Raw genomic sequence first — 13528 nt, forward strand, 5'->3', positions numbered from 1 at the left:
CCGTCTGTAACACGGGTTCGTGACACCAAGAAAGTACGACCTACCTTCGCCAGCCCAGTACCAGTATGGACAATATTTTCATTCATCAGTGGTGCCGCAAAGCAGCATGTTTGTCTGTAACGTTAAATAAAACTCCCCTTCTGGCCGCAATGACCGTACGGGGAGTTTGTTATTTTGCTCAGTTCTGCATCACAAAATCGTTCTCGATCTTCTCGTTCACATCGTCAAACATACGCAAAATCTCGTACTTCGTATTGCGCTGCGCCGGGATTTTGCCCGCTTGGCGAATGAGGTCGAGCGTCGAGCCGATGTTGACCTTGTGCGTCGTACCTGCGGCGGAGACGACGTTCTCTTCGATCATCGTGCTGCCGAAGTCGTTACAGCCGTAATGCAGCGAGAGCTTGCCGACTTCCGGTCCCATCGTGACCCACGACGATTGGAAGTTTGCAATATTGTCCAGCATCAGGCGGCTGATGGCGACGTTTTTCAAATAAGCGTCGGGTCCGAGCTTCTCCGCCTTCAAATTCGTATTGTCCGGCTGGAACGTCCAAGAGATGAAAGCTAGGAATCCGGGGCTCGGGTACTTATTCGCGATACATTCGTCCTGCGCCTCGCGAACGCGAAGCATATGCAGCACGCGTTCCTCCATCGATTCCCCGAAACCGATCACCATGGTCGCGGTCGTGTTCATGCCAATGCGATGCGCGGTCCGCATCACATCCATCCATTCGGTCCAGCTTCCTTTCAGCCGGCTGATTTTGCGGCGCGTCCGGTCGTCCAGTATTTCCGCGCCTCCGCCCGGCAAGGAGTCGAGACCCGCTTCATGAATTTGGCGCACCACTTCCTCCAGCGACAGCCCTTCCGACACTTCCTTCATCTTCCAGATTTCCGCCGGAGAAAACGAGTGCATCGTAATATCCGGAAACCGCTGCTTGATGCCGCGAAGTATATTCGTATAATAGCTGAAAGGCAAGTTCGGGTTCGTTCCGCCCTGCATCAAAATTTCGGTGCCGCCGACGTCGATCGTCTCCTGAATTTTCTGGTAGATCGTCTCGTCCGGCAGCACATAACCTTCCTTCGATCCGGGAGCCCGGTAAAAGGCGCAAAACCGGCAGTACACGTCACAAATATTCGTATAATTAACATTCCGCCCGATGACGAATGTCGTAATCGGCTCCGGATGAAACTTCAGCATGATCTGATTCGCGGCCGCGCCCATCTTCTCGATCTCGTCGGAGTCGTACAGCGTGAGGCCGTCTTCCAAGTCCAGTCGTCCACCCGCCAGCGCTTTGTCCAATATGCGGTCGATCCGGCTCATCCCTATCACTCCTTCACATGTTCCTTCTATCGTACCATATCGGAACCCGGAAAAACAGGAAGAAACCGTGACGTTTTGGACGAGCGGCGCTATAGCGAAATGAACGCAAAAAAGCCGCCCTGGGGAGGACGGCTTCTTTGCATGGGTTTGGGTAGTCTTGAATGTTGCTCTCGCGAAATACCGTATGGGGGGCGGCAGTCGCGCCGTTTCAACAGCTTGCTTTTTTTATTTGAACGGCTTCAGTTGCTTATCCGCCGGTCGAACCGCATTGACTTGATCGACATAAGCTTGGAAAATTTGCTGGCCTTTGTACTTGGTCATCAGCTCGTCGCGGTATTTAGGCCAGTTCGATGCGTCTTTGTCGTCGAAAATAACTACGTTTTGCAGACGGGCCATTTCCTTGCGGAAGTCGCCGATGTTCATGCCTTCCGGCGGTGCCAAAGCTACCGGTTCGCCTGCATGTTTCGGAATCGCTTCGACGAATTTCAGAATCGCGCGGTCGCGATCGGAAACGCGTGGGTCGATCACTTCAAGGCCAAGCACGGACGGCTCGTCAAGGTTCGTGAAGAACTTCCAGATGTCGAGGAAGCTTCCGTTTTTCGTAACATCCGCTTCATACGCCGCCGGGTCAAGCGTAATTTTCTTGCCTTCTTTCTTATAGTGCTTGCCTTCGAGACCGTAGTGGGTCATCAGATAGCCTTCTTCGCTGGCGAGCCAGTCGAGAATTTCGACGGAGCGTTTGATCTTGGCCGGCGATTTTTCCGCAACCGTTTTGGAGAACAGGAACGGGCTTGCGCCGCCAGTAGTGCCTTGCTTCCAGCCGTACGGCTGGTTTTGGAACGGGAAGATTGGCTGCCAGTCGGCTTTCGGATCGAGCTGCTTCGTGCGGGATTGAACGCTGTTCGGCGACGACTCCATCGCGAAGCTCTTGTCGGTCGACCAGAGGACGCCGACTTTGCCTTGAGCGCCTTTGTCGAAATGCTGCGGCGCTTTGTTGACGAACCAGTCCGGATCGACTACGCCATCCTTGATCATGTTTTTCACGTCTTGCAGTACGTTTTGCAGCTTCAGGCTGCTTTGCGTTTCTACGAACTCCAGGTTTTTGTCGTCGATCATGAAGTCGGCGACAAGACCGTTGTTGACCCAGGCCGGGAAGTCAAGTGGCAACTTGCCGCCGGCAGCGGCAGCGCTAAAGCCGTACGTATCTTTTTTGCCGTTTCCGTCCGGATCGTCGTTCGTAAACTTCTTCATGACGTTCATCAGCTCGTCATACGACTTCGGCATTTGCAAGCCGAGCTTGTCGAGCCAGTCCTTACGCACATAGAACGAACCGTAGGTGTTGCGCTGGAACGGCATCGGCGAACGGGAATATTTGATGCCCTTCAGCTGGTAGTTTTTAATTTCGTCTTCCTTGATCCATTTGAAGTAGTTCGGCATCGTTTCTTTTGTCACGAAAGGCGTTTGGTCCGCGAGCAGACCGTCAACCGCAAACTTCTGGCTGGCTGCGCCGTTCGCAAGGAACATGTCCGGATGGTCGCCGCCCGTCATGATGACGTTGATTTTGTTATCGTAGTCGGTACCGAACGGCAAGTAGTCTATCTTGAGCGATACGTTGAATTTTTCCTCAATCGCCTTTTTCACGAAATCTTTGTCGCCCGACGGAAGCGAAGCGGTAGCCGGCGCAAAAATGAACCATTTGAGGTCAAGCTTTTCTTTGGTGGCCGTCTTGGAGCCGCCGTCGCCCGATGCGGCCGGCGCCTTGTCATCCTTGGTGCCGCAAGCGCTCAGCACCATCGTGCTTACGAGCATAACCGCGCCCAACACTTTTAAACTTTTCATGGAATCCTCCTTGTGTTTACCTAAGATGCTCCGGTTTTAGTGTGATCTTGAACCCCTCTGCCTAATTCCACGTCAAAAACGTCCGGTTGCTGAATCGACATTTGCAAACCTGCCTCGCGGACACCTCCAGTATAGAATACGCTACCTGACATGCCTATCGGCAAACGCTTCCATTATAGATAAGAGACGTCGGCAGGAGAAAAGCTCGCCTTCCTGCCAAAGCTCCAATAAAAACCGAAAGTTACGCGATAACATGCAGATTTTGCAAATTCACTTCGCCGTCCAGCGTTTCGTTTGCCAAAAAGCGGCGAATTTCTTCGATGGAATACCGGCCCAGACGCTGTTTGCCGTTATTGACCGCTCCGGCGATATGCGGGATCAATATGACGTTCGGCAAGCTTCGGAACGGGTGGTTTAGCGTCGGCGGCTCCTGCTTCGTAACATCGATGCAGGCGATAAACCGGCCTTTCGCAAGCTCGGCGGCCAGATGCTCCTCGTTAATGAGGCTGCCTCTCGCCGTATTGATCAGGATCGCGTCGTCTCTCATCAGAGCGAACGTACTCGCGTTAAACATGTCGTCCGTTTCCGGAATCGAAGGGGCGTGGATCGAGATCACTTCCGATTCCTTCAGCAGCTCCTCCAGTTCTACCTTCCGGCAGCCTAACGATGCCGCTTCTTCAGGCGATACGATCGGGTCATACAGCAGAACATCTACTTCGAACTGCTTCAGCAGCCGTATATAATGGCGTCCCGCTTTGCCGGCGCCTACGACGCCGACGGTGACGTCGAACAGTTCGCGAACGCGTCCCCAGCCTTCGCCCCATTTCCCGTCGCGCGTACCTGCGGCTAACTCCCACATGCGCTTGATCGCCGTAATGGTTAGTCCCAGCGCGGTCTCGGCCACGCCTACGCCAAGAGCGTCATTGGCGCTGCTTACCCGGATACCGCGTTCGATCAGCTCCGGCGTTACGATGCCTTTGACCGTTCCGGCGGCGTGGGTAACGAACTTGAGCCGTTTTGCATCGCGAAGAACGTTTGCATCGAACGAAGTGCAGCCCCATGATGTAATCGCAATGTCCGCGTCGCGGATCAGTTCGGCGATACCCTCCTTGCTAGGATTGCCGGGATTCGTGTTAATTACGAGCTCGCCCATTTGACGCAGCCGGTTCAAATGCTTCTCGGTAAAAATTTCTCCCCAGACGTTTGCACCGGGCAATAAAGCGATTCGATTCATGATGCTCCCGCTTTCCGAATTGTAATGGTTTTGTATTCATTTAACTCACAACTAACTCTGAATGACTTCATTCTAACCAACCATTCACATAATGTCAATATAAAATCGTTTTCATTTCATTTTCATAGTCTATATCTGACTCACAAAAATCCGATCAGCAATCAGCGCGGACAACCGCCGGACACGCAGCCGCCTTGGCACGCCGCAAAAAAAAGCCCCGCATCCGCGGAGCCTCGCCTTACGCTTCCTGAAGCCGCTTTTGCCGCAGCTCGTTAAGCGCTTTTTCGATTTTTTCGCATACCGCCTGCTCCGAGGCTAGTCCCGACCAATACAGTCTCACCTCGCCGATAATCGCGTGCAGCATCTCGGTCGTTACGTTCAGGTCGGCGTGCAGCCGGTAAGTCGGCACGATATCTCGGTGCATCGGATAACGAAGCGGCCGGAACATCGACTCCTGGCCGATCCATTCGGCGGCCGGCTTCAGCGCCGGAATGCTGAGCGTATGCTTGCGAATGTTCAGCTGCGACGAGTGCGACGTCAAGAAATCGACGAACGTCTGCGCCGCTTCCTTCTGCTCCGACTTTGCGCTTACGCCGAGCCCGATCGCAATAAGCAGCGTACGCGGATTGTTCACATAAGGGAGCGGCGCGATATCGTATTCGAAGTCGGCCTTCTTCAGCTCGTTCAGTCCGAAATAGGTCGTCATGATCATCGATGCCTTCTGCTGAAGAAACAGCTTCTCCGCGTCGGCCTCGTCATAAAACAGCGGCATTAGCGACTGCTGCATGACGACATCCCGGCACAGCTGCAGCATTTTCATCCACGTGCCGTCGCACAGCCGCACCGGCTCCCCCTCCGGAGGCAGCTTGTCGCCGCTTTGCAGCAAAAAGACCGGCCAGCGGTTGTTCGATAGCAAATAAAAATAAAACCCGTACCTTTCGTTCGGAACGGCCAACCGGTCGGCCGCGTGCTTCAGATCGTCCCAAGTCCAGCTGCTGTCCGGCTCGAGCACGTTTTTCTCGCGGAAATGCTGACGGTTATAGCAGAGCACCACCGGCGAAAACGTGAGCGGCTGCACCCACTGCAGCCCTTCATGCACGAACAGTTTGTTCAAATACGGATAAATGTCGTGATTCGGCTGCTGCGGCTCGAGTGTATCGAGACTGGCCGCGTCCACCATTTCCCGGAAATTCGGCACGTTCACCGTCACGACGTCCATAATACCGGATTCGAGCGACTCGCGGATACTGACGAAATGATCGAGCATCATCGTTTGCACGCGAATGCGGGGATACTGTTTATGAAAATTGGAGATGAGCGTGCCTAGATCCGTTTCCTCCACCGTTGTCCGGTGACAGCCGAAACGAATCGTAATCGAGTCGTCTTGGGGGACGTCCGCAATGCGGTTGCCGACCTTCGGAATTTTCTCGATCAAGCCCTCCGACACCAGCGCATCGAGACAATGCCGGACCGACTTGTTGCTGATGCAGTACAGCTTGCCGAGCTCTCGTTCGGAAGGCAGAAAGTCGCCCACATTGCGTTTGCCGGAAACGATCTCGTCGCGGATCGAACGGATCATCTCGTCCATTCGTTTGGTCAGCGTCTCCCGGCTTGGTCTGTTTGCCATGCCAACCCTACCTTTCCCTCATTCTCGTCACCGACATGGGATGTCCGATTCGTTCTGACGCACATCTGACTTATGAAAATCGATTACAGCTATAGTATCACAATCGGCGATTGAAACATAGTGGCTTGTAAACGTTCCCACATTTCGCCGAACGATCTGTTCCAAACGAATCCGCACAAACAAAAAAGAGCTGTCTCCGCCCGGCGACATGACTTGACGCATTCGTGGGTCAGAAACAACTCTAAGCTGCAGCTTTTGGTTCGTTTATAGGAAGTCCGGAGGGCCAAGCCTTGGCTCCGGGCGTTACTTAAGCTCGATCTCCCGCTTCGCCGCCTCGAACGCGTTCGACAAGTCGGCGATCAGATCGTCGACATGTTCGATGCCGACCGAGAAGCGCAGCAAACGATCGTCTACGCCCACCTGTTTGCGGATCTCCTCCGGAATGTCGGCATGCGTCTGCACGGCCGGATACGTCATCAGCGATTCCACCCCGCCGAGGCTTTCCGCGAACGCGATAAGCTTGATATGGCGAAGAATCGGCTCGATCGTCCGGGCGTCCTTCATCCGGAACGAGAAAATGCCGGTGTTGCCCGACGACTGTCTGCTCTGGACCTCATGTCCCGGATGGGACGGCAGCGCCGGATAATACACGTCCTCCACCATCGGATGCGCCAGTAAAAATTCCGCGATCTTCGTCGCGTTATATTGATGCCGCTCCATGCGCAGCGCCAGCGTTTTCATGCCGCGCATAAGCAGCCACGAATCCTGCGGATTCAGCACCGCGCCGATCGAGTTGTGCAGGAACGCGATCTCCGCCGACAGCTCGCTGCCTTTCGTGACGATCAGCCCGGCGAGAACGTCGTTGTGGCCGCCCAAATATTTCGTTGCGCTGTGGACGACGATATCGGCGCCAAGCTCGATCGGACGCTGAAAAAACGGGGTAAGCAGCGTATTGTCCACGATCGAGATGTAGCCCTTCGCCTTCGCCCATGTACATATGCGCTCCAGGTCGGTAATCATCATCAGCGGGTTTGTCGGCGTTTCGATGACGATCGCCTTCGTATTCGGTCGGGACGCCGCCTCGAGCGCGTCGAGATCGTTCGTATCGACATAAGTGGCGGTCACGCCGAAACGTCTCATCACTTTCTCGATCAGCCGGTACGTGCCGCCGTACAGATCCAGCGAGACGAGCAGATGATCGCCCTGGCCGAACATGGCAAAGATCGTCTGCAGTGCAGCCATCCCGGAGCTGCAGGCGAAGCCGGCGTCTCCCGATTCCAGCTCGGCGACCGCTTGCTCGAGCACCGAGCGGGTCGGATTTTTCGTGCGCGAATAGTCGAAGCCCGTGCTTTGTCCGAGCCGCGGGTGACGGAACGCGGTAGCTTGGTAGATCGGGAAACTGACGGCGCCCGTAACCGGCTCGGATTGCGAGCCGATCTGCGCCAGGCGGCTTTCTATTTTCATATTCGATTATCCTCCTAGGCATAATGGGAATTTAGTGGAAAAGGGGGCGGAACTGCACACTCGGCAGCTCCGCCGCTTACTTGCCTTCGAATTGGCGATCGATCAGAGACCGGCGCCGTACGTAAGCCAGCCTGCTTCTTCGAGCGTTTGTTTTGGCTTCAACGCGCTCAGATCGAATGGAGTTTCCTGGTAAACGTAATAGTTCAGCCAGTTGGAGAACAGCAGGTTGGCATGCGCTCTCCACGTCACGAGCGGCTCCCGGGACGGATCGTCCTTCGGGAAATAGTTTTTCGGCACGTCGATCTCGAGTCCTTTGGCCACGTCGCGGTCATATTCCCATTTTAGCGTACAAGGATCGTATTCGGAATGCCCGGTTACAAAAATATGTTTGCCGTCCTTCGTCGCGACCAAATAAATGCCCGCCTCTTCCGATTCCGACAAAATGTCCAGCTCCGGCACCTTCTCGATATCTTCCCTGCGCACTTCGGTATGCCGGGATTGCGGCACATAAAACAGCTCGTCGAAGCCGCGCAGCAGCTTCACATGTTTCGCCGTCGTCGTATGCGGGAAAACGCCGAATATTTTCTCGCCGACCGCATATTTCGGTACTCCGAAATGGTGGTACAGACCGGCTTGCGAAGCCCAACATATATACATCGTCGACGTTACGTTCGTCTTCGTCCAATCCATGATTTGCTGAAGCTCAGTCCAGTAGTTCACTTCCTCGAACTCCATCTGCTCGACCGGAGCGCCCGTAATGATCATGCCGTCGAAATAATCGTTTTTGATATCCTCGAACGTTTGGTAAAACTGCTTCAAATGCTCGGGACTCGTATTTTTCGACGTATGCGTGCCCGGATGAAGCAGGACGAACTCGACTTGCAGCGGCGTGTTGCCGATCAGCCGCAAAATTTGCGATTCTGTCGTTTCCTTCGTCGGCATTAGATTCAGTATGGCTATTTTAAGCGGACGGATATCCTGGTGGAAGGCGACCGTCTCGTCCATGACGAAAATATTTTCCTCGATGAGCACTTCTTTGGCAGGCAAATGGTCCGGCACTTTGATAGGCATCATATTCACTCCCTTTAGGTAGTATGGATCCGATTGTGAAAACAAAAAAGACCTTTCTCCGAGAAAGAGAAAAGGCCATCGCTTACGCAAAAAAGCTCGCATGTCCTCTCTCATCTCTCAGAAACGTACGATCCGTCTCCGCAAGAATTAGCACCGTGCATCATCGCCATTGGACGACTTTGTCGGTTGCCGGGCTTCATAGGGCTGGTCCCTCCACCTACTCTTGATAAGAGTTACAAAGCAATATTCAATTGATACTTCTACTGTATCCGATCCGGGCGATTTCGTCAAGATACCCTGATGGGCCGCCAGGGCAGCATTAGGGAAACCGAAGGAGCGGAGTGGAGCATTTGCATCTGGAACAGCAAAGCGGTCGCCTTTGCAATCGGATTGCTACCTGACAATTTTCCATCAAGCAATCCGATTGCAAGAGCGAGTGGAAGATGAAATGATCCCGCAGCGGCCGTTTACGCTAACACCAAACCTATGCGATGGCCCTGTCCGGGCGTCTGCGGCTCGACATTCCATATTCCGGGAATGACCCGAACGCTGCACGGTCATACTAAGAACCTAACTTACCGCGAACGGATGAGAGCGATAGTGAGCTTCTTCAAACTGCTATTCCGACCGAAACGCTACAAAAGCAGTAAACGGCCCCCAGCGCCGCCCATACCGAAGCCCGCATCGGCGCAAACGACCGGGGACTCTGTCTCCGCCGAGCTGGATCACAACCTGATCCGGCTCGGGCAACTGCTGCAGGGAGCCGCAGACCTGCAAATACGCAGGCTGAAGGTTGCTCCGGACGGGACCGATGCCTTCCTTGCCTATCTCGACGGACTGACCGATAAAAATTCGGTGCAAAATACGGTGCTGCACAATTTGATGTACGAGCGGCGCGATTCCGGAGCAGATATTCCGGCTACGGTCGGCGGAGCCGCGATCGCATCGTTTTGGCAGGACATCGAATATTCGATTCTTTCCGGCCAAAGCGTTCTATTTATTCAGGGGGATACCCGGGCTTATTTGATCGATACGAAAGGCTGGCCGCAGCGGGAAATTTCCGATCCGCAGCTGGAAGCGTCGCTAAAGGGCGCGCATCAGGGCTTCGTCGAAACAGCCGGCCAGAACGTGGCGCTGATCCGCAGATACATCGCAAACCGGGAGCTGATCGTCAAGCAGGCGACGATCGGGGAACGGGGCAAAGCGCTCGTCTACCTGATCTATTTGCGCGATGTAGCCAGCGAGGAGGTGATCGCCGAGCTGGAATCGAGAATGAAAGCCGTGTCGGTCGATGCCGTCATCAATACCGGCGAGCTGGCCGAGCTGATCGAGGACCATGTGTATTCCCCGTTTCCGCAGTTTATTTTAACGGAACGCCCGGATTCGGTCGCCTCGCAAATTTTACAGGGCCGCATCGCCGTCGTTGTCGACCGCTCTCCGTCTGTGCTGGTCGCGCCGGCCAGCTTTATCGCTTTTTTTCAGAGTGTGGACGATTACAGCACGAGATGGATCGTCGCTTCCTTTATCCGTCTTCTTCGATATGCCGCTTTCTTCGTCGCCCTTTTTTTGCCTGCGCTGTATGTCGCCCTGATTTCTTTCAATTACGAGGTTATTCCGATGGAGCTGTTCTTCTCCATCGCCGAGACGCGGGAGCGTGTTCCGTTCACGCCCGTTGTAGAAGCGCTCCTGATGGAAATTACACTGGAGATGATGCGAGAAGCGGGCATTCGTCTTCCTTCTCCGGTCGGTCAAACGGTTGGCATCGTCGGGGGGATCGTCATCGGCCAGGCGGCAGTTCAAGCCGGAATTGTAAGCAATATAATGGTCATTATCGTAGCCGCAACCGCCATCGCGTCGTTTATCATTCCAAGCTACGATATGGGGGCCGCCATCCGGCTACTCCGGTTTTTAATGATGCTGCTGGCTGCCACGTTCGGCATCGTCGGGCTGGTCGTCGGCTGGATGCTGCTCATCGCCCATCTGGTCCGGCTTACCTCGCTCGGCGTTCCGTACGCCAGCCCGCTTGCGCCCTTCCGGTTTGCGGATATTAAAGATTTGTTTATACGCTTTCCGTTATGGACGATGAAAACCCGACCCAAGAGCATACCGACAAGGCAATCGGTCCGTCAAGGGAAAAAACGAGGCAATAGGTGGTAGCTTTTGAAACCAATAACGGTCGATCGCATTACTCTTCTTCAGTATGTGTTTATTATTAACGGCTATCAAATCGGCGTCGGCGTACTGTCACTTCCGCGGGAGCTGGCCGAAAAGGCGGGGACGGACGGATGGGTGGCATTGTTAATTAGCTGGGCAATCGGGTCGGTTTGCGGCATTGCCTGGATTAAAACGATGGAGACCTTTCCAAGCCTGACCCCGTTTCAGCTGTTCGAGCACCTATTCGGTAAAACGATCGGCAAGCTAGCGATTTCGGCCTTTGTGTTGTACTACGGTTTCTTCACTTGGCTAATTATGACCAAAACGATGCTGTATATTAAAACATGGCTGCTGCCGAAAACGCCGGATTATTTGATCGTCGGGCTGATTGCTTTTCCGATCCTCCTGATTGCCCGCTCCGGGATTCGGGACGTGGGGAGATTTTGCGAGCTCGTCTTTTATATGACGACATGGATGCTGCTCGTTGTACTGATCCCGATTAAAGAAGGGACCATTCTCAATCTATTGCCAGTCTTCAAGGAAGGCGTCAAGCCAGTTATAGATGCAGTAGAGGTTACCGTTTACTCGATGTCCGGGTTTGAAATAAGCGCTTTTCTGTACCCGTATCTCCAAAACAAAAAATACGCCGTTCACGGGATGCTTGCCGCGAATACGCTGACGATGCTTACTTATTTACTCGTTACGCTGACCTGCTTCATCTATTTCAGTCCAGCCGAGGTGGTCGAATACAATCAGCCCGTGCTTAATTTGCTGAAGGTTATCGAATTCCGCTTCGTCGAACGGTTCGATATGATTTTTTATGCTGCATACATTCTTGTCACCTCCACCGCTTGGCTGCCGGTATGGCATTTCGCTTCCCGCGGATTCGCGGCATTGATCGGCACTCGGAAACATGCGCCGATCGTAGTCGCCGTGTTCGTCTTGTGCGTAGGTCTTACTTACGCGGTTCACCCTACCTGGAATCAGTCCGAGCAATTTTCGAAGCTGGCTGCAAAAGCGGGAATTGTACTTGCGTACTTGCTCCCCTTGTGCCTGCTGGCATACGTCAAGGTGTTCAAAAAGATCAGTAAACGGAGGGAAGCGCGTTGAAACGGATAGTCGTCCTATGGTGCTTCATGATCGCTGCGGCCGCTATACTTGCCGGATGCTTCGATCAAACCAAAATCGAGGATGTTACGCTCGCCCTCATCGTCGGTATAGACGTGGACGACAAGAACCGCACTGTCGTTTACGAATCGTCCCCCGTCTTTCACAAGGAAGCGAAAGATAAAGAAGAAAAGTATGGAGTTCATGCGATCACGCTCCGCCGTTCCCGGGACAAGTTCGACTTGATGGCCATGGGCCTTGCAACCGGGAGCAAAACGCGTGCCATTCTAGTCAGCAAAAAGGTAATGGAGCAGCCGGACTGGAGCAACTATTTGGACCTTTATATGCGCGATGCCAAAAATACGGTAACCTCTTACCTGATCGCCGTCGACGGGTCCGTTTCGGACATCGTTTTCTTTAGCCCGAAGGATAAGCCCCGCCTCCCTTTGTATTTGGTCAAGTTAATCCGTACGGCCTCCATGAGAAATTTGACCGTCAATACGACCCTGCGCGATTTCCACAGACAAATGCTGGAACCCGGCTTGACCCCCTATGTAGCCGAGCTTAAAAAAGACGGTAAAATAAAAATAACCGGGACGGCTTTGCTCGACGAGCAAGGCCGGTACAAGCTGTCGCTTGACGAGCGCGAAAACCGACTGCTGCGCATTTTGCAAAATCACAAAGACGGCGATTATTCATTCACCCTTTCAATGCCGGAAGCCGCGGCCAAAAAAGGCAAAATGGATAAATTAAGCGTAACCGGTCATCGGATTAAGACTAAAACGAAAGTGAAGCACGAGGACAAGTTCATCTTCGACATTGATGTTAAAATGTCCGTCATCATCTCGGAGCGGCTCTTCCCCGCCAACGTTCGAAGCAATGCGGCCGCGCTGGAAAAAGAGATGAACAAGCAGCTCGAAGCGCGCTTCGCCAAACTTGTCGGCAAAATTCAGAAGGCGCGGATCGATCCGATCGGACTCGGCTTGTACGCGCGAGCCTACGCCTATCCCGAATGGAAGAAGGTGCAGAACCGCTGGGGCGACGTCTTGTCCGAGGCCGAGATCCGCGTTAAGGTGAAGACGCGAATCGCCGGAATGGGCACGATCAAATAATGCCGCAAATCGGAGCACCGAAACTTACATAGCCCCTCAAAGTGGAGCCTAAGTCACCGGACTCGCCCGGGCTTGTCGTTCGCCTCATCACCTTGGCGACCGTTCGCACATACGTTATAGCAGCTTCTTTTCGCGCTCCGCCGCGAAGCATCTTGTGCGATGCTCCGGGGGCGCGTTATACTAGACAAGTATTCCGCCCTCTTGCGGGGCATGGATACAGCCGCCCGCGCCATGTTGGCCCGGGTTTCGGCGTGTCGAAAACAAGATCATAACGAACAAACGAACAAAGGGGTGAACGATGCATGGATGGGGACCGACCCGGACCGTCAACGAATCAACTGAATAGCCGGAAACGGCAGTCCGGTCTTCGCCTGTGTTTCGTGCCTCTCGTATAAGATCCAGGCGTTACCGGTTAGCCTTCTGTCGTTCCCGAGCAGCTTAAGCGGATCGTTTGCAGTGTCTATGTTGGCCATTGTTATGTTGTCTGGCCTGCTGCTGGCAAGCAAAGAGCCTTTTGGCATGGCGCCATGCCGCCGAGCGGAAAGCGAGGACCGCGCAAAACTTGCGCCCCGCCTTTTTTCGCCCGGCCGCGTGCGATGTCT

The 13528-nt window shown here is 53.9% G+C and carries 10 protein-coding genes and 1 riboswitch; of the genes, 3 read left to right on the forward strand and 7 right to left on the reverse strand.

Going from position 1 to position 13528, the window contains the following annotated elements; translation table 11 throughout:
* Positions 1 to 178: 178 nt before the first annotated feature.
* From mqnC to metA, 6 genes are all read right to left on the reverse strand, one after another.
* A complete protein-coding gene (gene mqnC / locus D7M11_RS33275) occupies positions 179 to 1318 on the reverse strand; it encodes a cyclic dehypoxanthinyl futalosine synthase (protein WP_120751590.1) in 1140 nt (379 codons plus the stop codon).
* Positions 1319 to 1543: 225 nt separating this feature from the next.
* On the reverse strand, positions 1544 to 3157 hold the full coding sequence (locus D7M11_RS33280; protein WP_120751591.1) for a type 2 periplasmic-binding domain-containing protein: 1614 nt from the start codon (positions 3155 to 3157) through the stop codon (positions 1544 to 1546).
* 241 nt (positions 3158 to 3398) lie between these two features.
* On the reverse strand, positions 3399 to 4391 hold the full coding sequence (locus D7M11_RS33285; RefSeq protein ID WP_120751592.1) for a hydroxyacid dehydrogenase: 993 nt from the start codon (positions 4389 to 4391) through the stop codon (positions 3399 to 3401).
* Between the two features lie 238 nt (positions 4392 to 4629).
* The gene (locus D7M11_RS33290) at positions 4630 to 6018 is read right to left on the reverse strand and encodes an extracellular solute-binding protein (RefSeq protein WP_120751593.1); all 1389 of its coding nucleotides are present in this window, start codon (positions 6016 to 6018) and stop codon (positions 4630 to 4632) included.
* A gap of 303 nt (positions 6019 to 6321) precedes the next feature.
* A complete protein-coding gene (locus D7M11_RS33295; RefSeq protein WP_120751594.1) occupies positions 6322 to 7482 on the reverse strand; it encodes an aminotransferase class I/II-fold pyridoxal phosphate-dependent enzyme in 1161 nt (386 codons plus the stop codon).
* A gap of 102 nt (positions 7483 to 7584) precedes the next feature.
* On the reverse strand, positions 7585 to 8553 hold the full coding sequence (gene metA / locus D7M11_RS33300; RefSeq protein WP_120751595.1) for a homoserine O-acetyltransferase MetA: 969 nt from the start codon (positions 8551 to 8553) through the stop codon (positions 7585 to 7587).
* Positions 8554 to 8660: 107 nt separating this feature from the next.
* Positions 8661 to 8786, reverse strand: a riboswitch (SAM riboswitch).
* Positions 8787 to 9141: 355 nt separating this feature from the next.
* Here metA and D7M11_RS33305 point away from each other — a divergent pair.
* From D7M11_RS33305 to D7M11_RS33315, 3 genes are read left to right on the forward strand one after another with little or no spacing between them, the layout of a single operon-like run.
* A complete protein-coding gene (locus D7M11_RS33305) occupies positions 9142 to 10710 on the forward strand; it encodes a spore germination protein (protein ID WP_120751596.1) in 1569 nt (522 codons plus the stop codon).
* A 3-nt stretch (positions 10711 to 10713) separates the two neighbouring features.
* Complete coding sequence (locus tag D7M11_RS33310; RefSeq protein ID WP_120751597.1) at positions 10714 to 11817, forward strand: GerAB/ArcD/ProY family transporter; 1104 nt, start codon at positions 10714 to 10716, stop codon at positions 11815 to 11817.
* Positions 11814 to 12926, forward strand: coding sequence for a Ger(x)C family spore germination protein (locus D7M11_RS33315; RefSeq protein WP_120751598.1), 1113 nt, complete (start codon positions 11814 to 11816; stop codon positions 12924 to 12926). Before D7M11_RS33310 ends, D7M11_RS33315 begins: the two co-directional genes overlap by 4 nt.
* 326 nt (positions 12927 to 13252) lie before the next feature.
* On the opposite strand, the gene D7M11_RS33320 is transcribed toward D7M11_RS33315, so the two are convergent.
* Positions 13253 to 13447, reverse strand: a complete 195-nt coding sequence (locus tag D7M11_RS33320; protein ID WP_120751599.1) for a hypothetical protein — start codon at positions 13445 to 13447, stop codon at positions 13253 to 13255.
* Between the last annotated feature and the right edge of the window lie 81 nt (positions 13448 to 13528).

Source organism: Paenibacillus ginsengarvi (genome assembly GCF_003626695.1).
Lineage (GTDB): Bacteria > Bacillota > Bacilli > Paenibacillales > NBRC-103111 > Paenibacillus_AB > Paenibacillus_AB ginsengarvi.